Raw genomic sequence first — 16,814 nt, 5'->3', positions numbered from 1 at the left:
CGCCCGCCGCGACGGCCCGGCCGCCGAGGGCGACGACGCCGACCAGCCGGCCGTCGCGGTGGTAGCCGGCGAGGACGTCTCCGCCGAGGTCGCCGTCGAGGATGCGGACGTCGTCCTTGCCGAGGGCGGGGGCGCCGAAGGACTGCAGGCGGAAGTCGTGCTGGTCGCTCCAGAACGTGGGCAGCGGGGCGAACGCGGCGAGAGCGGCGTCGCTGCCGGTGAGGCAGGCGGCGAGCACCTTCGCGGCGTGCTTGGCGGTGTCGGTGGGGATGGACCAGTGTTCGACGCGGCGCGGGACGTCGTCGTAGCGGGCGTTGGGAAAGCGGGCGACGTCGCCGACGGCGACCACGTCCGGGCGGCCGCCGGCCCGTAGCTGCGCGTCGGTGCGGACGCCGTCGGTGAGGTCGAGTCCGTTGCCGTCGAGCCATTCGGTGTTGGCCAGGGAACCGACCGACTCCACCACGACGTCCGCGGGGACGGCCGTGCCGTCGGCCAGGACCACGCCGGTGACCCGGTCGTCGCCCTCGAAGGCGGTGACGCCGGCGCCGAGGGCGAACCGGACACCCCGCCGTTCATGGCGGTCGAGCAGTGCCCGCGCGAGCAGTTCGCCCAGCGGCCCGATCATGGGCAGCGGCAGCGGGTCGACGACCGTGACCTCGGCGGCGCCCATGGCGAGCGCGGTCGCGGCCACTTCGCAGCCGATGAATCCGGCGCCGACCACGACCACCCGCCGGCCGGGCCGGGTCAGGGCGTCGCGCAGTCGCCGCGCGTCGGTGAGCGTGCGGACGGTGTGCCGGCCGGTGACCGGGCCGGGGCAGGACAGCCGCCGGGGGCGCATGCCGGTGGCGACGACCAGACCGGCGTACGTCAGGGCCCCGCCGTCGTCGAGTTCCACGGTGTGCCGGTCCAGGTCGGCGGCGACGACCCGGGTGCCGAGCCGCCACCGCACGTCCGCGACACCGGCCCGCGGCCGGAGGGCGAGCGACTCGAAGGGCGCCTTCCCCGCCAGCACCTCCTTGGACAACGGCGGCCGGTTGTAGGGCATGTGGGGTTCGTCCCCGACGAGGACGACCGGCCCGCCCCAGCCCGCCGCGCGCAGTTGTTCGGCGGCGCGCAGCCCGGCCAGGGACGCACCGGCCACGACGACGGGTGCGCTCACGGCCCGGTCTCCACCCGGATGGCCTGGAGCGGACAGACGTCGGCGGCCTCCTCGACCTCGTCGAGGAGCGCGTCGTCAGGGGCGGGATCGTAGGCCAGGTGTCCGGCGTCGTCGAAGCCGAAGACCTCGGGCGCGGCGAAGACGCACTGGCCGTGGTCCTGGCACTTGTTCCTGTCGACGACGACCTTCATGGCCGGCCCTCCTGTGATGAGGCAACTGACGCGCCTCCTGTGATGAGGCAGCTGACGCGGCGCGATTCGTTTGACCTCAAACAACATAGGAAGGGACGCCGACCCGGTCAAGAGCGCGACGCGGCGCGCGGGCCCGGCCTGGGCCGCGCGCCGCCCTGCGGCACCGCCACATGGCGGAGGCCGGCTGGCCGCTCGGGGCCGTCGCGTCGATGGTGTTCGACAGCGCCTCCGCCCACGTCACGTCCCCGCACGCCCCGCACGCACGTCACTGCACAGAAGGCCTCCCCGTACAGAAGGTCCTACGCCTATGGACGACGCCCCTTCCAGACGCGGCGCGCGCTCACGCCTGGAACTCCAGGCGATCCGCGCGCTGCTGGAGGCGCAGCGGCGGCGCATCCGGGCCTACGTCGAACTCCAGCGCGGTTCCGCGCAGGTACGGGCTCCGGTCCCCTCACCGCCGCCGGTCCCGGCCCCGCCCTCGGGGCAGGAGGTACTCGAAGCCCTGCCCGTGCCGGCCGTGCTGGTCGCCCCGCTCCTCGGCGCGGACGGCGGCGTCCGGGACGCGTTCTTCGTCCGACAGAACGCGGCGGCCCGGGCCTACGGGGCGAGCCGGCTCCCCGAGGCCGCGCTGCCGCTGTGGTCGGGCCCCGCGTCGCTGTTCGAGCAGTTCCCCGCTCTCGCCGGCACGGCCGTCCCCGCGATGCTGGCCCGCGCCCTCCGCGACCGCACACCGCAGGGCCCCGAGACGGTGGAGTGGCTGGTGAGCACCGCTCTCTGTCCGGTACGCCTCAACGACGAGGTGCGGGTGGCCCCTTGCGGCGACCACCTGCTCATCACCTGGGAGCCCGGACACCGGCGGCGCATGACCGAGGCCGCGCAGCAACTGGTGCGGACCTGCTGGGCGGAGTGGAACCTCGGCGATCTGCACATCGAGCCCTCCCGCGGCTTCCACGAGGTGCTCGGCCTCCCCGGGAACACGCCGGTGCCGACCCTCTTCGACCTGGCCGCCGCGGTCACCACGGACAGCCTCCCCAGGCTGTACCAGGCCTTGTACGACGTCATCCTGCGCAAACGGAAGACCGAGTGCGAACTGCGCCTCGCCGGCGGCGGCGAGCGGGCCTTCCGCATGGTCGCCGAACCGGTGCGCATCGCCCCCGGAAGCCTGGTGTGGGCGCTGCGGGCGGTGCTCATCGACGTCACCGCCGAACGCAGGCGCCGCGAGAGCGCCGAGTACGCCGCGCGCGAGGCCCACCGGCAGCTCGAACGCGTCGAAGCCGTCACGGAGGTCGCCGACGTCCTGCGCCAGGCGGTCCTCCCCCACTTCCAGGACGAACTCGGCTCCTACGGCCTCGACGCCGCCGCCGTCTACCGCCCCGACGCGCGCGAGGCCCGGGTGGGCGGCGACTGGTACAAGGCCCGCAAGCTGCCCGACGGGCAACCGCTCATCGCGCTGGGCGACGCGCGCGGGCACGGTCTGGAAGCGGCCACGCTCATGGCCAAACTCCGCTACGCCCTGGCCGGCCTCGCCTACACCGAGCAGCCCGTGGAGCGGCTGACGCAGTGGCTCAACGAGGTGGCCTGCGCGGACGGCACCGAATCGACCGCGACGGCGATCATCGCCCGCTATCACCCCGGGCAGGCCAGGCTGCGCTGGACGTGCGCCGGCCACCCCCGCCCCGTCCTCCTGCGGGACGGCCTCGCCACCCAACTGCCGGACCCCGTCGACGGACCCGGCCTGACACTGGGCGTCCTTGCGGACACGACGTACACCGCCGCCACCGCCACCCTCCGGGTCGGCGACATCGTGCTGATGTACTCGGACGGGCTGACCGAACGCCGGGGCTCCGACCCCGACCGGGACACCCGGCGCTTCCTCGCCGCCGCGGAGGAGTGCCTGACCGAGGCGCCGCCCACCGGCGGCCACGACGCCCTCCAGGACTATGCCGAGCGGCTCGTGGCACGCCTCGACGGCCCGCACCGCTCGGACGACGCCACGCTGCTGGCCCTGCGCCGGATCGACACCGGCTGAGCGGTTGTCAGGTCGCCGGTCCGCCGCTGCCGCTCGGGGCGTGGCTCAGGTCGACGACGCAGAAGACGTTGCCGTCCGGATCGGCGAGGACGACGAAGTCCGGCTCGGGCGGATAGGAGTCCCAGGCGACGGCCCGCGCGCCCAGCGCGATCAGCCGCTCGACCTCCGCCTGTTGCTCCGCCGCCGTCTCGGTGAAGAGATCCAGGTGGAGACGTGGATGCGGCTCGGCGGGCGACGTACTGAGCATGAGGCCGAGCGCCCGGCCGGAGCCGTCACGGTGGTCGAGGGTCCGCCATGTCGGGCTCGCCCATTCCTCGGAGGCGACCAGGGGCAGCGCCCGCGTCCAGAAGTCCACCGCGCGGGGCAGGTCCGTGACACCGATGACGGGATATCCGAGTCGCAGCATGCGGGGAGCCTAGTGGGCCCCTCGCGTCCGTCGTGGCGCGCAGCTGATCACTGCGCGTCGGGCTGCGAGGAGTCCAGGGCGTCGTTGCGCGTCTCGTAGATGGCCGTCACCTGCAGCAGTTGCTCGTCGCTCAGCTCCGCGAGGAGGTCCTTGTCGGTGAGCAACTCCTGCCGCTCGGCGACCAGCTGGTCGAGCCGCTCCGGATCGGCGGCGGCGGAGCGTCTGTGCTGCTCGATCCGCGCCTCGTAGCGCGCCAGCAGACTGTCCAGCGCGCCCTCGGCACGTACGGGGGGCGCCGGGAGGTCGTCCTCGGGAGCTTCGTCCATGTGATCCATCATCACCGGCCGGGGCGGTACGGGGACGCTCGCGGGCCCTCGTGTCGGGCTTGCGGTCATCCGGCGTGCGCCTTCTGGCGGGCCCTGCGGCGGTAGGCCCTGAGCATCGGGGTGCGTTCGGTCTCCGACGTGCCGCCCCACACGCCCGTCGTCTGCCCCGTCCGCAGGGCGTACTCCAGGCACTCGGACATGACCGGACACCGCTCGCACACCGCCTTCGCCTCGTGGACGTCCAGCAGGGCGGGCCCGGTGCTGCCCACCGGGAAGAACAGTTCGGGGTCCTCCCCCACGCATGCCGCCCTCTCGAGCCACTCCATTTCCTTCTCCCTCCTCAGTACCGGAAGCAGCGCGGGTACCCACAATGCCCACGGTGACAACAGGACGGACGCACAACCTTCGAACGTCCGACAGACCGACACGCAGCGCCGCCGCGATCAGGCGGTTCCGGCCAAGTGGCGTGGGAGAGTGCGTTCCCGGCGGCCGTCGGGCGTGTACGGGACGGGCGGGAGCCGACCCCGGTGTGCATGCTGCTGTCCGGCGTCATGGTCGAGATGGGCGTCTACGGGGTCTGGCGGGTGTACAGCACGGTCTTCGCCGGCCCCGGCGGGCTCCCGGCCGGGGACTTCACCCACTGCCACCGGTGTCGCCCTGTACGTCCTGGGCCACGCGGGCGCCAAGGCCGCGCTGTTCGCCTGCACGGGCATCCTGCTCAACCGGTACGGAAGCGTCGGCGAACGCGAACTGCACGGAAAGGCAGGGGAGTTGCGTGCGGTCGCCGTGGTCTACACGGCCGCGGTCCTCGCCCTGGCGGGCCTCCCGCCGTTCGGCACGGCGCTGGGCAAGGGCGCGGTCGAGGAGGCCGCGGGCGGCGCCGGCACCGTGGTGTTCCTCGTCGTCTCCGCGCTGACCGGCGCCGCCGCGCTGCGCGTCGCCGCGCGGGTGTTCCGGGGCATCGGGCCGCGCCCCGAGCGGGCGGGGCCGGCCGAGACGGCCGGCGGGCACGAGGAGCCCGAGACGCGCGGCCGCCTGTCGCGGACGCCGCTGACCATGGTGGCCGTGCCCGCCGTGCTGCTCGCCGCTTCCCTGTGCGTCGGTCTCGTCCCGGCGCTCGCCGAGGGACCGGCCGGGCCTTCGGCGGCCCGGCCGCGCACTGGACGCCCGCTTCCGTCCTGACCGGCGTGCTGTCCACGGCGGCGGCGGTCGGCTGCGCCGCGTGGGCGCTGCACCGCACCGCACCGCACCGCACCGCACCGCACCGCACCGCACCGCACCGCACCGGCGGAGCCCTACGCCTGGACGGCCCCGCTGCGCCGTCTGCACTCCGGGCACATCGGGGACTACATCGCCTGGTTCGTACTGGGTACGGCGGTGCTCGGCGCGCTGGCGGTCCCGGGCGTGCGCTTCCCCTGACAGCCTGTCCTCGAGGCCGGCCGCCCCCGGCCCTACTGGTCCGCGTCCGGGTCGCCGCGGCCGTCCTGCGCGCCGAAGGTCACATCCTGGCCGGCGACGATCTGCGCGCCCATGTTCCGGCGCATCATCTCCAGAGCGGCGTCGGCCAGTTCCGGATGGATGTGCGCGACGGCGTCGGACGCCACGGTCACGTCCAGGTGGCGGATATGGGCGTCGAGCGCCGAGTACAGGACACACTGCTCGGTGACCTGCCCGCACAGGACGACCCGGCGCACCCCGAGCTCCCACAGCAGATACGTCAGCGGTGTCTCGTAGAAGATCGAGTGCCGGGCCTTCAGGACGAACAGGGCCTCGCCGTCCGGCCGCAGCGGCTTTACCAGCTCCGCGTGCGGTCCCGCCAGCGCCGCGTCGACGAGCGCCCCCTGATGAGAACGCCACTGCCCGAAGTTGTCGTTCACGTAGATCACCGGGATGCGGTGGTCGCGCGCTTCGCGGATCAGCCCGGCCACGACCGGCACGATCTTCCGCGCCGAGGGCAGGAGCTGCTCCGCGTCCGGATGGTCGTACGTGTTGATCATGTCGATGACGATCAGGGCGGACGGTCGCTGTTCCATGAATCTTCTTTCCCTCGCACACGGGCTGCCCCACCAGGCTGGTCACACTCCCGGCGCTCCCGCCACATGACCACCTGTGCCGACGGTCGGTCCGAGTACCCGCGCACGCCCGGGCGATGCACGCGGGCGCGCAGCACATGCGTCGGCCATCCGCGCAGGTCACGATGGGAGAAGAGCGGAGAACAAGGTGAGTGCCGACGGCTTGTGTGGGAACGCGTGGAGGGTCGGGCTCCTGCCGGTGCGCCATGGCCGCAGGACTCGCCCGCGACCGCATCCGCCCGCCGACGCCCGCCGACACGGTTCTGGAGCATTCGATGACTACGGCCGACCGCGACGCCCCGGTACTGACCGCTGACGAACTGCGCGAGCTGGACGCCCACTGGCGTGCCGCGAACTACCTGGCCGTCGGGCAGATCTATCTCATGTCCAACGCGCTGCTGCGCGAGCCGCTGCGCCCCGAGCACGTGAAGCCCCGGCTGCTCGGTCACTGGGGCACCTCGCCCGGCCTGAACCTCGTGTACACGCACCTGAACCGGGTGATCAAGCAGCGGGAGCTGGAGGCGCTGTGCGTATGGGGCCCGGGGCACGGCGGCCCCGCCGTCCTCGCGGGCGCCTGGCTGGAGGGCAGCTACAGCGAGATCTACCCGGACGTGAGCCGTGACGAGGCGGGCATGACCCGTCTGTTCAAGCAGTTCTCCTTCCCCGGCGGCGTGCCCAGCCATGTGGCCCCCGAGGTCCCGGGCTCCATCCACGAGGGCGGCGAGCTCGGCTACTCCCTCGCCCATGCCTACGGTGCGGCCTTCGACCACCCGAACCTGCTCGTCGCCTGTGTGGTCGGCGACGGCGAGGCGGAGACGGGACCGCTGGCCGCGTCCTGGCACTCGGGCCGCTTCCTCGACCCCGTGCACGACGGCGCCGTCCTGCCCGTCCTGCACCTCAACGGCTACAAGATCGCCAATCCGACGGTGCTCGCCCGGATGCCGCACGACGAACTCGACTCGCTGCTGCGCGGCTACGGCCACTACCCGCTCTACGTGGAGGGCGACGACCCGGCGCGGGTGCACCAGGACCTGGCGCGCGCCCTGGACGAGGCGGTCGACCTCATCACCGACCACCAGCGGGCGGCCAGGACCGGCGAGGCGACCGCACCCGTGCGCTGGCCCATGATCGTGCTGCGTACGCCCAAGGGGTGGACCGGGCCGGGTGAGGTCGACGGACTGCCGGTGGAGAACACCTGGCGCGCCCATCAGGTCCCCCTCCCGGAGGTCCGCGAGAACCCCGAGCACCTCGCCCAGCTGGAGCGGTGGCTGCGCTCGTACCGGCCGCAGGAGCTCTTCGGCGAGGACGGCCGCCCCGGCGACGACGTGCTCGCCTGTGTGCCGGACGGAACGCGGCGGCTGGGCTCCACGACGTACGCGAACGGCGGGCTGCGCCTGCGCGCCCTGCCGCTTGCGCCCCTCGAGGACTTCGCCGTGCCGGTCGACAAGCCCGGCGCCACGGCCCACTCCCCCACCGGGCTCCTCGGCGACCTCCTCGCGCGCCTCATGGCCGACACGGCGCGCGAGCGCAACTTCCGGCTCGTCGGCCCGGACGAGACGGCCTCCAACAAGCTGCAGGCCGTCTACGAATCCAGCGGCAAGGCGTGGCAGGAACGCGTACTGCCCGTCGACGAGAACCTCGACGCGCACGGCCGCGTCATGGAAGTGCTGTCCGAGCACCTGTGCCAGGGCTGGCTCGAGGGCTATCTGCTCACCGGCCGGCACGGCCTCTTCTCGTGCTACGAAGCCTTCGTCCACATCGTCGACTCGATGGTCAACCAGCACATCAAGTGGCTCAAAACGGCGGGTGAGCTGCCCTGGCGCGCGCCCGTGGCCTCGCTGAACTACCTGCTGACCTCGCACGTCTGGCGCCAGGACCACAACGGTTTCTCGCACCAGGACCCGGGCTTCGTCGACCACGTGCTCAACAAGAGCCCGCACATCGTCCAGGTGTTCCTGCCGCCGGACGCCAACACGCTGCTCGCCGTGGCCGACACCGCGCTGCGCAGCCGCGACCACGTCAACGTCATCGTCGCGGGCAAGAACCCCGGCCCCGACTGGCTCTCCCTCGACCAGGCGCGCGCCCACTGCGCGCGCGGGGCCGGGGTGTGGGACTGGGCCGGCACGGAGAGCGGCGACGGCCCCGACGTGGTCCTTGCCTGCGCCGGTGACGTGCCCACCCAGGAGATCCTGGCCGCGGCGGGGCTGCTGCGCCGGTATCTGCCCGAGCTGGCGGTGCGCGTCGTCAACGTCGTCGACATGACCACGCTGCTGCCCTCGGGCGAGCACGCCAACGGCATGAGCGACGCCGAGTACGAGGGCCTGTTCACCGCGGACAAGCCGGTCATCTTCGGCTACCACGGCTATCCGTGGCTCATCCACCGCCTCACGTACAAGCGGACCGGCCACGACAACCTGCACGTGCGCGGCTACAAGGAGTCCGGCACCACGACCACGCCGTTCGACATGGTCGTCCGCAACGACCTCGACCGGTTCCGGCTCGTCATGGACGTCATCGACCGTGTGCCGGGGCTCGCCGTCCGGGCTGCCGCGACCCGGCAGCGGATGGCGGACGCCCGCACCCGCCACCACCGCTGGATCCGCGAGCACGGCACGGACATGCCCGAGATCGTGGAGTGGCAGTGGCCGGGCTGAGCGGCGATCACGCGCCGGCCCCCGGGCGCGGCCGCTCCGAGACGATCGAGGAGAAGGCCGACCGGCAGTGGGGGGAACTCATCCAGGAACTGCGGGTCGCGCTGACCGGTGTGCAGATCCTCTTCGGGTTCCTGCTCACCGTCGTGTTCACCCCGCGTTTCACGGAGCTCTCGGACGCCAACCGGACCATCTACATCGTCACGGTCCTCCTCGGCTCCGCCGCGACGGGTGCCCTGATCGGGCCGGTCGCCATCCACCGGCAGGTCTCCGGCCGGCGCATCAAGCCGCAGGCGGTGATCTGGGCGTCCCGTCTCACCTTCGTCGGTCTCGTCCTGCTGCTGTGCACGCTGACCTCGGCGCTGTTCCTCATTCTGCGGGTCGCGATGAACGACCCGTTCGCCCCGGTTCTCGTCGCGGCGGTCCTCGCCTGGTACCTGCTGTGCTGGTTCGTCCTGCCCGTCTGGGCCCGCCGGCACCACGGTGATGAGGTGCCGGCCGACGACCACGACGACGGCCCTTCGCGATGAACAACCCTTCCGTCCATCCCCCTCGACAAGGAGGCGACCATGGTGCAGATCGGCTACACGATGATGACCGAACAGGCCGGGCCCCGGGACCTCGTGCGGCACGTCGTGGCCGCGGAGGAGGCGGGCTTCGACTTCTCGGTCACGTCCGACCACTACTCTCCCTGGCTGGCCGAACAGGGCCACTCCCCCTACGCGTGGGCCGTGCTCGGCGCCGCCGCGCAGGCGACCTCGCACATCCCGCTGATGACCTACGTGACGTGCCCGACCACCCGCTACCATCCGGCGGTCGTCGCGCAGAAGGCCGCGACGCTGCAGTTGCTGTCCGAGGGACGGTTCCGCCTCGGCCTCGGGTCGGGCGAGAACCTCAACGAGCGCGTGGTGGGCGGGGGCTGGCCGGCGCCGGCCGTGCGCCTGGAGAAGTTCGAGGAGGCCGTCGGGATCATCCGCGCGCTCCTCGACGGCGAGGAACTCACGCATCACGGCCGCCACTTCGAGGTCGACCGGGCCCGGCTGTGGGACCGCCCCGACGCCGCGCCGCCGATCGGCGTCGCCGTGTCGGGCCCGGCCTCCTGCGCGCTGGCGGGCCGCGTCGCCGATCTGGTCATCGCCACCGAACCGCGGGCCGACCTGATCGACGCGTTCGGCCGCGCCGGCGGTGCAGGAAAGCCGCGCGTCGGCCAGCTCCCCGTCTGCTACGACCCCGACCGGTCGGCCGCCGTCAAACGTGCCCATGAGCAGTTCCGCTGGTTCGCGGGCGGCTGGCGGGTCAACGCCGAGCTCCCGCACCCCGTCTCGTTCGCGGGCGCGACCGAGCTGGTGTCACCCGAGGACGTCGCCAAGTCCATTCCGTGCGGCAGCGACGTCGGGGAGTTCGTCGAGGCCGTACGGCCCTTCGCCGACGCGGGATTCACCGAGGTCGCCCTCGTACAGATCGGCGGCGACCACCAGGACGCCTTCTTCACCTGGGCACAGAACGAACTGCTGCCCGCGCTCCGCGAAGCGCTCTAGCCCCCTGCTTACCTGCCTGCCCATCTACCTACCTGCACCGACCCTGTAACTGATCAAGATTCGGGAGATCCTCCATGAGCAACACCGGCGACGCCCACCACACCCTCGTCTCCGTGACGCTGAGCAACTGCAAGGCCCAGGACGCCGAGCGTGTACTCGCCCATCTCGCCTCGGAGTTCCCCGACCGGGCGCCCACCGAGCAGGGCTCCGGTCCCTCCGCCGAGCGCCCCACGGTATGGACCGCGGAACTCGACGTGAGTGCCGGCAAGTCGGACGGCGCGTCCGGGCCCGGGAGCGACGGGACCATCGAGGGCCCCGTCTCCGTCTCCGCCCAGGGGGTGCCCCACGAGGTCACCGCCGTCCGCGAGTCGCTCGCGCGGGCCTACGGTGTCGAGGACGCGGGGTCGGCCTCCGGCGACCAGGAACTCGACAGCCAGTTCACGCTCACACCGCGCTGACCCGCCCCGTCACCGGGCCCGCCGCCGCTCCAGCCGAGCGCGCTGCGGGCCCACGGTGTACCGCGGGTCCTCGGCCGAGGCGACCCCCGCGTCGAACACCCCGAAGCGGGTGCACGCGGAGCCCGCGAGCAGCGCGAGGCCCGAGGCGATCGCGGCCGGGCGGCTGCGGCCCAGGGCGACGGCGCCCACGGCCCCGGCGAGCGTCAGCGTCTGCGCGGTGCGTACGAGCCTGCCCGCCCTGCCCTGCCGGTACGTCTCGGCGACCGGGCCGAGGCGGTGCTCGGCCGCCTTCATGGCCACGGTGTCGGCGAGTGCGGCCAGGCCCGCCGCGCAGCGCGCGGGGGTGTTCTCGTGGACGGGGGCGACGACCAGGGCCATACCGGCGGCGGCAGCGGTCGCGGACGCCGTGAAGAGGTAGGGCAGTTCGCGGTGGGCCCCGTGCCAGGCCGGTACCGCCGTGTCCGCCGCGAGGACGGCGGTGTAGGCGGCGACCACGGGTCCGAGGACGGCGGCCGTCCCGGTGGCCGCGGCCCCCGCCCTGGGCAGCCGGCCCGTGACGGCGCAGGCCGCGGCCGCTCCCGCGGCGGGGCCGTAGGCACTCAGCAGCCAGGAGCCCATGCTCATCGGCGAGGTGGGCTTGAAGACCCGGAGCATGTTCGCGAACCGGGACGGGCGGCCCAGGTCGTGCACGAGGGCCGCGGCCGAGAGCGAGACGGCGGCGAGCGAGGAGACCTTCAGGGCGGTCTCCGTGCGGGCGCGGCCCGTGTACTGGGCGCAGGCGGCGAAGACGGAGCCCGCGCCGGCGAGGCCGCCGAGGAAGAAGTACCCGGCGATGTCGCGGGCCTGCCACGACGGCGGCTTGATGACCGGGCGGCCGTAGTAGGAGTCGAACTCGGCTTCGGGCACCATGAGTTGCTCACCGCGACGCCCGCGCCGTCCGCGACGCTTAGGTCCCGCCGCACGGTCCTGGGCGCTCATCGCTGCCTCCTGCCGGCCATCGCGAACGACGCCGCGACCCCGCCGAGGAGCGCGAGCGCGGCGCCACCGGCGTGCTTCCACATGGCCGGCAGATCGCGGGTGGTGACGACGGGGTCCGGGGGCAGTCCGTACACCTCGGGGCGGTCCAGGAGCAGGAAGAAGGCGCCGTCCCCGCCCACGCCGTCCTCGGGGTCGTGCCCGTACAGATGGGCCCCGGCCACGCCCGCCCCGTGCAGTTCGTCGACGCGCAGCGCCGCTCTCTCCCGCAGTTCGTCGAGCGGTCCGAACTGGATGGAGTCCGTCGGGCACGCCTTGGCGCACGCGGGCTCCTGGCCCGCGCCCAGCCGGTCGTAGCACATCGTGCACTTGAAGACGCGGCCGTCGGTGGGGCGCTGTTCGATGACGCCGTAGGGGCAGGCGGGGACGCAGTAGCCGCAGCCGTTGCAGATGTCCTCCTGGACGACCACGGTGCCGAACTCGGTCCGGAACAGCGAGCCGGTCGGGCACACGTCGAGGCAGGCCGCGTGGGTGCAGTGCTTGCAGACGTCCGACGACATCAGCCAGCGCATGTCGGAGCCGGGCGCCGACTCGCCCGCGGTCCCGGACTCGCCGTCGAGCAGCGGCAGTCGGGTACGTCCCTGGGGAGCGGGCTGCTCGATGAACGCGACGTGCCGCCAGGTGGACGCGCCGAGCGCCTGCGTGTTGTCGTACGACATCCCGGTCAGGGAGAGCCCGTCCTCGGGGAGGGCGTTCCACTCCTTGCACGCCACTTCGCACGCCTTGCATCCGATGCAGACGGACGTGTCGGTGAAGAACCCGACCCTTTCCTCGCTCATGTACGGGTCTCCGTCCCGGTGGTGTCGGTGATGCCCGCACGGCGTCGGTAGTCGGCCACGAGGAGCGGCAGTTCGGGGCCGCGGGGGCGGCGGCCCGGGCGGATGTCGGCGGTGAGCGCCTTGTCCTCCTGGATGTGCGCGTTGGGGTCGAGGGTGATGGCGACGAGTTCGTTGGCGGCGTCGCCGTTGACCACGCCGTTGGGGCCCCAGTGGAAGGGCAGGCCGATCTGGTGGACGGTGCGGCCCCGCACGGTCAGGGGCCTGATGCGGTCCGTGACCATGACGCGTGCCTCGATGGCGCCGCGAGCGGTGACGAGGGTGGCCCAGCCGCCGTGTTCGAGGCCCCGCTCGGCGGCGAGCTGCGGGGAGAGCTCGCAGAACAACTCCGGCTGGAGTTCGGACAGATACGGCGACCAGCGGCTCATCCCGCCCGCCGTGAAGTGCTCGGTGAGCCGGTGGGTGGTGACGACGTACGGATAGACGTCCGCGCCGGGGTCGCCGCCGCTGGGGTGGTAGCGGTTGCCCTCGCGGGACATCACCCGGCGCACCGGGGAGCGCGGGGTGCGGGGGTAGAGCGCGTTGGTGAACGGCGAGTCCTGCGGCTCGTAGTGGGCGGGCAGGGGGCCGTCCTCCAGGCCCGCGGGCGCGTACAGCCAGCCCTTTCCGTCGGCCTGCATGATGAACGGGTCGTCGCCGCGCAGGGCGTCGGGGCCGCTCGCGTCGGAGTCGGGCACATGGCCGGGGGCCCGGTCGGGCACGAAGTCCGCGACGTCGTGCCCGGTCCAGCGCCCGGCGTCGGGGTCCCACCAGACGTAGGCCTTGCGGGTGCTCCAGGGGGTGCCGTCGGGGGCGGCGGACGCCCGGTTGTAGAGGATGCGGCGGTTGGCCGGCCAGGCCCAGGCCCATTCGGCGGCGACCCAGTCCTGTTCCTGCTGGGGCTTCTTGCGGGCGGCCTGGTTGATGCCGTCGGCGTACACCCCGCAGTAGATCCAGCAGCCGCAGCTGGTCGACCCGTCGTCCTTCAGCTCGGTGTAGGCGGACAGGGGTGCGCCGTCGGGGCCGTGGCCGTTGATCTCGGCGAGCACGGCGGCGGCGACGGGCTCCTCCAGCGGCCCCTCGACGGGGTAGTCCCAGGTGAGGTTGAGGACCGGCCGGTCCATCGGGGCGTCGGAGCCGGCCAGTTTCTCCCGGATCCGGCGGCCCAGGTGGTACGTGAACCACAGGTCGCTGCGGGCCTCGCCCCCGGGTTCGACGGCCGCGTGGTGCCACTGGACCCAGCGGTTGGTGTTGGTGAAGGACCCGGATTTCTCCGTGTGCGCGGCGGCGGGGAAGAAGAAGACTTCTGTGCCGATGGACTCGGTGCGCAGTTCACCGCTCTCGATCTCGGGGCCGTCCTGCCACCAGGTGGCCGACTCGATGAGCGAGAAGTCCCGGACGACGAGCCAGTCGAGTCGGGCCATCCCCAGGCGCTGGAGGCGGGCGTTGGCCGAGCCGACGGCCGGGTTCTCGCCCATCAGGAAGTAGCCCTTGCACTCGCCGTCGAGCTGCGACATCACCGTCTCGTACGTGGCGTGCGAACCGGTGAGGCGAGGAAGGTGGTCGAAGCAGAAGTCGTTGTCCTCGCGCGCCGCGTCGCCGTAGTAGGCCTTCAACAGGCTCACGAAGTAGGACCGCATCTCGGCCCAGTACCCCTTCTCCGTGCGCGACGCCTTGATGAACTTCTCGAGGTTCTCGTGCTGGTGGGCGTGGGGCATCGGCAGATAGCCGGGGAGCAGGTTGTAGAGGGTCGGGATGTCGCTGGAGCCCTGGATGGAGGCGTGGCCGCGCAGCGCCTGGATCCCGCCGCCGGGGCGGCCGATGTTGCCCAGCAGGAGCTGGAGGATGCTCGCCGCGCGAATGTACTGCGAGCCGGTGGAGTGCTGGGTCCACCCGACCGCGTACACGAGGCAACTGGTGCGCTCCGGCCCGGAGTTGGCGGTGAGCGCGGAGCACACGCGCAGGAACGTCTCGCGCGGCACGCCGCACACGTCCTCCACCATCTCCGGGGTGTAGCGCGCGAAGTGTCTCTTGAGTACCTGGTACACGCAGCGCGGGTGGCGCAGGGTCGGATCGCTCGGCGCGTCGGGGGTGGTGCGGGCGCCGCCCGAACCGTGGGTCTCCGAGCGGCCAGCCGAGCGGATGCGGTCCTCGTACTGCTCGTCGACCTCGCCGGTCGGCTGCTGCACCTGGGCGCCCTCGTACTGCCAGCTGTGCGGGTCGTAGTGGCGTTTGTCCTCGTCCAGGCCGGAGAAGACGCCGTCGAGGTCCTCGGTGTCGCGGAAGTCCTCGCCGACCAGCGTCGCCGCGTTCGTGTAGTGCAGGACGTACTCGCGGAAGTCCTTCTCCTCGGTCAGGACGTGGTTGATGATCCCGCCGATGAAGGCGATGTCGCTGCCGGCCCGCAGCGGTACGTGCAGGTCGGCGAGGGCGCTCGTGCGGGTGTAGCGGGGGTCCACATGGATGACGGTCGCGCCGCGGGCCTTGGCCTCCATGACCCACTGGAAGCCCACGGGGTGGGCCTCGGCGTAGTTCGAGCCCTGGATGACGATGCAGTCGGAGTGCTGCTGGTCCTGCATGAACGTGGTGGCGCCGCCACGGCCGAACGAGGTACCGAGGCCGGCGACGGTGGAGCTGTGGCACACCCGCGCCTGGTTCTCCACCTGCACGACGCCGAGGCCGGTCAGCAACTTCTTGATCAGGTAGTTCTCTTCGTTGTCGAGCGTGGCTCCGCCCAGGCTCGCGATGCCCATGGTGCGTGCCGTGCGCACGCCGTCCTTCTCCCATTCCCAGGTGGCGCGGCGGGTCTCGACGACGCGGTCGGCCACCATGTCCATGGCCGTGTCGAGGTCGAGCGGTTCCCAGTCGGTGCCGTGGGGGCGCCGGTAGAGCACCTGGTGGTGCCGGGCCGCCCCGGTGGTCAGCTGGAGCGTCGCGGAGCCCTTCGGGCAGAGCCGGCCCCGGCTGACCGGGGAGGCGGGGTCCCCCTCGATCTGCACGACCTTCTCGTCCTTGACGTACACCTGCTGACCGCAGCCGACGGCGCAGTACGGGCAGATGGACTGCGTCACCCGTTCCGCGGTGTCGGTACGCGGCCGCAGTCCGTCCGTGGTCCGCGACTTGGCGGCGCTCCCCCGGCCGAGTCGGTCCTCCCCGGTCAGCTGCCGGTAGACGGGCCAGTCGCGGAATCGGTCGGTGACGCCCATGGGACTCCTTGGCGCGGGGCTCGAGGTCGATCAGGCCGGTGACTCGTCGGGGTCGGGGTGCTCCGGGTGCACGGTGTCCGATCCGTGGTCGCCCCGGCGCCGCGTGCCCGCCTCGTCCGTCTCGGGGACGTCATCCGCACGGTCCACTTGCTCGGCAGCTTCGTCGGCCTCGTTCTCCGCGTCGGCCTGCTGGTCGGGGAGGTCCCTGGGGATGGGAGCCTCGTCCTCGGCCGGGCCTCCGAGTCGATGATCAGTCACAGCAGCCTCCATTCTTCGTCACCCGGCACGGGTCCGCACGCGCAGTCGCGGGCGCGCGCCGGGTACGGTCGCGGTCGCGCACTGGGTACCGGGCTGCACGCGGACGAAACGTGCTGGTCCACGCGACGGCCCGGATCCGGGCCGCGCACCGCGTCGGTAGACTCCGGACGTGGCCGCCATGGACGAGATCCGACGCAGCAAATACATCAGCCTCACGACGTACCGGAAGAACGGAACGCCGGTCCCCACCCCCGTCTGGCATGTGGTGCGGGACGAGCACGAGCTGCTCGTGGTCACGCCCGCGGACTCCTGGAAGGTCAAGCGGCTGCGCAACAACAGCGCCGTGACGGTCACCGTGTGCAACGCCCGTGGTCACACCGCGCCGGACGCCGCCACCCTCTCCGGCACGGCGCGTCTGCTCGACGCGGCCGGCACCGAGGCCGCTCAGGCCGCCCTCGCCAAGAGGTACGTGCTGTCCCGGATCGGGAACGCCTTCGTGAAGCTCCTGCGCCTGCCGAAGAAGCCGAACATCGGGATCGCCGTCACGGTGTCCTCGCAGAACTGAGAGCCGTTCTGCGAGTGTGGGGCGGGGCCCGCTCGGGGCCCCGCCCCCGACCGGGTCCGTTACTGGCCCACCCTCCCGTCGACGCACTCGCGCAGCAGGTCGGCG

General features: G+C 72.5%; 17 protein-coding genes. 7 read left to right on the top strand and 10 right to left on the bottom strand.

The window, feature by feature from the left end; all coding sequences use genetic code 11:
* Together ABD366_RS12980 and ABD366_RS12975 are read right to left on the bottom strand one after the other, a co-directional pair.
* Positions 1-1,159: NAD(P)/FAD-dependent oxidoreductase (locus ABD366_RS12980; RefSeq protein ID WP_344441719.1), on the bottom strand; the 1,159-nt coding region annotated here is incomplete at its 3' end.
* Positions 1,156-1,350, bottom strand: a complete 195-nt coding sequence (locus ABD366_RS12975; RefSeq protein WP_324777243.1) for a ferredoxin — start codon at positions 1,348-1,350, stop codon at positions 1,156-1,158. The genes ABD366_RS12975 and ABD366_RS12980, both read right to left, overlap by 4 nt.
* Before the next feature lie 307 nt (positions 1,351-1,657).
* On the opposite strand from ABD366_RS12975, the gene ABD366_RS12970 reads away from it, so the two are divergent.
* On the top strand, positions 1,658-3,379 hold the full coding sequence (locus tag ABD366_RS12970) for a PP2C family protein-serine/threonine phosphatase (RefSeq protein WP_324777242.1): 1,722 nt from the start codon (positions 1,658-1,660) through the stop codon (positions 3,377-3,379).
* A gap of 7 nt (positions 3,380-3,386) precedes the next feature.
* Here the strand turns inward: ABD366_RS12970 and ABD366_RS12965 are convergent, their stop codons facing one another.
* The 3 genes from ABD366_RS12965 to ABD366_RS12955 all read right to left on the bottom strand — a co-directional run bounded on the left by ABD366_RS12965 (position 3,387) and on the right by ABD366_RS12955 (position 4,437).
* Complete coding sequence (locus ABD366_RS12965; RefSeq protein ID WP_324777240.1) at positions 3,387-3,785, bottom strand: VOC family protein; 399 nt, start codon at positions 3,783-3,785, stop codon at positions 3,387-3,389.
* Positions 3,786-3,832: 47 nt separating this feature from the next.
* A complete protein-coding gene (locus tag ABD366_RS12960) occupies positions 3,833-4,111 on the bottom strand; it encodes a hypothetical protein (protein ID WP_324777238.1) in 279 nt (92 codons plus the stop codon).
* Between the two features lie 65 nt (positions 4,112-4,176).
* Positions 4,177-4,437 (bottom strand): WhiB family transcriptional regulator, encoded by a 261-nt coding sequence (locus tag ABD366_RS12955; RefSeq protein WP_324777236.1) that lies wholly within the window; start codon positions 4,435-4,437, stop codon positions 4,177-4,179.
* A gap of 445 nt (positions 4,438-4,882) precedes the next feature.
* Between ABD366_RS12955 and ABD366_RS12950 the strand changes: the two genes are divergently transcribed.
* Positions 4,883-5,293, top strand: a complete 411-nt coding sequence (locus tag ABD366_RS12950; protein ID WP_344441716.1) for a hypothetical protein — start codon at positions 4,883-4,885, stop codon at positions 5,291-5,293.
* A gap of 269 nt (positions 5,294-5,562) precedes the next feature.
* Here ABD366_RS12950 and ABD366_RS12945 read toward each other — a convergent pair whose 3' ends face one another.
* Positions 5,563-6,144, bottom strand: coding sequence for a cysteine hydrolase family protein (locus ABD366_RS12945; protein WP_324774231.1), 582 nt, complete (start codon positions 6,142-6,144; stop codon positions 5,563-5,565).
* A gap of 314 nt (positions 6,145-6,458) precedes the next feature.
* On the opposite strand from ABD366_RS12945, the gene ABD366_RS12940 reads away from it, so the two are divergent.
* From ABD366_RS12940 to ABD366_RS12925, 4 genes are all read left to right on the top strand, one after another.
* Positions 6,459-8,837: a phosphoketolase family protein gene (locus ABD366_RS12940; protein WP_324774228.1), complete on the top strand. Its 2,379-nt coding sequence runs from the start codon at positions 6,459-6,461 to the stop codon at positions 8,835-8,837.
* Positions 8,819-9,364: a DUF6328 family protein gene (locus ABD366_RS12935; protein ID WP_411293849.1), complete on the top strand. Its 546-nt coding sequence runs from the start codon at positions 8,819-8,821 to the stop codon at positions 9,362-9,364. The genes ABD366_RS12940 and ABD366_RS12935 overlap by 19 nt, the downstream gene beginning before the upstream one ends.
* A gap of 39 nt (positions 9,365-9,403) precedes the next feature.
* The gene (locus tag ABD366_RS12930) at positions 9,404-10,372 is read left to right on the top strand and encodes an LLM class F420-dependent oxidoreductase (protein ID WP_324774224.1); all 969 of its coding nucleotides are present in this window, start codon (positions 9,404-9,406) and stop codon (positions 10,370-10,372) included.
* Positions 10,373-10,446: 74 nt separating this feature from the next.
* Positions 10,447-10,830, top strand: coding sequence for a hypothetical protein (locus ABD366_RS12925; RefSeq protein ID WP_324774222.1), 384 nt, complete (start codon positions 10,447-10,449; stop codon positions 10,828-10,830).
* A 9-nt stretch (positions 10,831-10,839) separates the two neighbouring features.
* Here the strand turns inward: ABD366_RS12925 and nrfD are convergent, their stop codons facing one another.
* The 4 genes from nrfD to ABD366_RS12905 all read right to left on the bottom strand — a co-directional run bounded on the left by nrfD (position 10,840) and on the right by ABD366_RS12905 (position 16,144).
* Complete coding sequence (gene nrfD / locus ABD366_RS12920) at positions 10,840-11,739, bottom strand: NrfD/PsrC family molybdoenzyme membrane anchor subunit (protein ID WP_324774220.1); 900 nt, start codon at positions 11,737-11,739, stop codon at positions 10,840-10,842.
* A gap of 65 nt (positions 11,740-11,804) precedes the next feature.
* Entirely contained in the window at positions 11,805-12,644 is an 840-nt protein-coding gene (locus ABD366_RS12915; RefSeq protein WP_324774218.1) for a 4Fe-4S dicluster domain-containing protein, read from the bottom strand.
* Positions 12,641-15,886 (bottom strand): formate dehydrogenase, encoded by a 3,246-nt coding sequence (gene fdh / locus ABD366_RS12910; protein WP_324774216.1) that lies wholly within the window; start codon positions 15,884-15,886, stop codon positions 12,641-12,643. The genes ABD366_RS12915 and fdh overlap by 4 nt, the downstream gene beginning before the upstream one ends.
* 30 nt (positions 15,887-15,916) lie before the next feature.
* Positions 15,917-16,144, bottom strand: coding sequence for a hypothetical protein (locus ABD366_RS12905; protein WP_324774214.1), 228 nt, complete (start codon positions 16,142-16,144; stop codon positions 15,917-15,919).
* A 178-nt stretch (positions 16,145-16,322) separates the two neighbouring features.
* Between ABD366_RS12905 and ABD366_RS12900 the strand changes: the two genes are divergently transcribed.
* Positions 16,323-16,709 (top strand): PPOX class F420-dependent oxidoreductase, encoded by a 387-nt coding sequence (locus ABD366_RS12900; protein ID WP_324774239.1) that lies wholly within the window; start codon positions 16,323-16,325, stop codon positions 16,707-16,709.
* The last annotated feature ends 105 nt before the right edge of the window (positions 16,710-16,814 follow it).

The sequence above is a fragment of the Streptomyces kunmingensis genome, from assembly GCF_039533535.1.
Lineage (GTDB): Bacteria > Actinomycetota > Actinomycetes > Streptomycetales > Streptomycetaceae > Streptomyces > Streptomyces kunmingensis.
The sequence above is the reverse complement of the archived record's forward strand: the minus strand, read 5'-3'. Positions and strand labels throughout refer to the sequence as shown.

Excerpts from the sequence above, each read along its gene's own strand:
- ABD366_RS12940 (WP_324774228.1), top strand. The coding sequence starts at position 6,459 with ATGACTACGGCCGACCGCGACGCCCCGGTACTGACCGCTGACGAACTG.
- ABD366_RS12930 (WP_324774224.1), top strand. The coding sequence starts at position 9,404 with ATGGTGCAGATCGGCTACACGATGATGACCGAACAGGCCGGGCCCCGG.
- ABD366_RS12945 (WP_324774231.1), bottom strand. The coding sequence starts at position 6,144 with ATGGAACAGCGACCGTCCGCCCTGATCGTCATCGACATGATCAACACG.
- ABD366_RS12965 (WP_324777240.1), bottom strand. The coding sequence starts at position 3,785 with ATGCTGCGACTCGGATATCCCGTCATCGGTGTCACGGACCTGCCCCGC.
- ABD366_RS12900 (WP_324774239.1), top strand. The coding sequence starts at position 16,323 with ATGGACGAGATCCGACGCAGCAAATACATCAGCCTCACGACGTACCGG.
- ABD366_RS12970 (WP_324777242.1), top strand. The coding sequence starts at position 1,658 with ATGGACGACGCCCCTTCCAGACGCGGCGCGCGCTCACGCCTGGAACTC.
- ABD366_RS12975 (WP_324777243.1), bottom strand. The coding sequence starts at position 1,350 with ATGAAGGTCGTCGTCGACAGGAACAAGTGCCAGGACCACGGCCAGTGC.
- ABD366_RS12925 (WP_324774222.1), top strand. The coding sequence starts at position 10,447 with ATGAGCAACACCGGCGACGCCCACCACACCCTCGTCTCCGTGACGCTG.
- fdh (WP_324774216.1), bottom strand. The coding sequence starts at position 15,886 with ATGGGCGTCACCGACCGATTCCGCGACTGGCCCGTCTACCGGCAGCTG.
- ABD366_RS12960 (WP_324777238.1), bottom strand. The coding sequence starts at position 4,111 with ATGGACGAAGCTCCCGAGGACGACCTCCCGGCGCCCCCCGTACGTGCC.
- nrfD (WP_324774220.1), bottom strand. The coding sequence starts at position 11,739 with ATGGTGCCCGAAGCCGAGTTCGACTCCTACTACGGCCGCCCGGTCATC.
- ABD366_RS12955 (WP_324777236.1), bottom strand. The coding sequence starts at position 4,437 with ATGGAGTGGCTCGAGAGGGCGGCATGCGTGGGGGAGGACCCCGAACTG.
- ABD366_RS12915 (WP_324774218.1), bottom strand. The coding sequence starts at position 12,644 with ATGAGCGAGGAAAGGGTCGGGTTCTTCACCGACACGTCCGTCTGCATC.